The sequence below is a fragment of the Brenneria tiliae genome (assembly GCF_023347575.1).
GTDB lineage: Bacteria > Pseudomonadota > Gammaproteobacteria > Enterobacterales > Enterobacteriaceae > Brenneria > Brenneria corticis.
In genome coordinates this window covers 1-250 of the sequence record NZ_JAKPCB010000022.1, presented here as the reverse complement: position 1 = coordinate 250, position 250 = coordinate 1, and the positions used below count along the sequence as shown (strand labels likewise).

1 protein-coding gene is annotated in these 250 nt (G+C 48.0%); it reads right to left on the bottom strand.

Annotated elements, in window-relative coordinates; all coding sequences use genetic code 11:
- On the bottom strand, window positions 1-216 hold a 216-nt coding region (locus tag MFP24_RS24045), incomplete at its 3' end, for an IS3 family transposase (RefSeq protein ID WP_249246703.1).
- Window positions 217-250: the final 34 nt, after the last annotated feature.

The window sequence follows — 250 nt, the reverse complement described above, 5'->3', positions numbered from 1 at the left end:
CACCTCAATATAATCAAACAGGGCGTTCATTGCCTGCTCTCTGCTGCTAAACGCTTTACCTTGCATCAGTTCCGTTTTCAGCGTGTGGTAGAAGCTTTCCATTACCGCATTATCATAACAGCAGCCTTTCCCGCTCATTGAGCAGACTAACTCATTGTTTTTCAATACCTCACGATACCGATGGCTGGCATACTGGCTCCCTCTGTCCGAATGCACGATGACCTTCCCCGTCGGTCTGCGCTGTTTTATT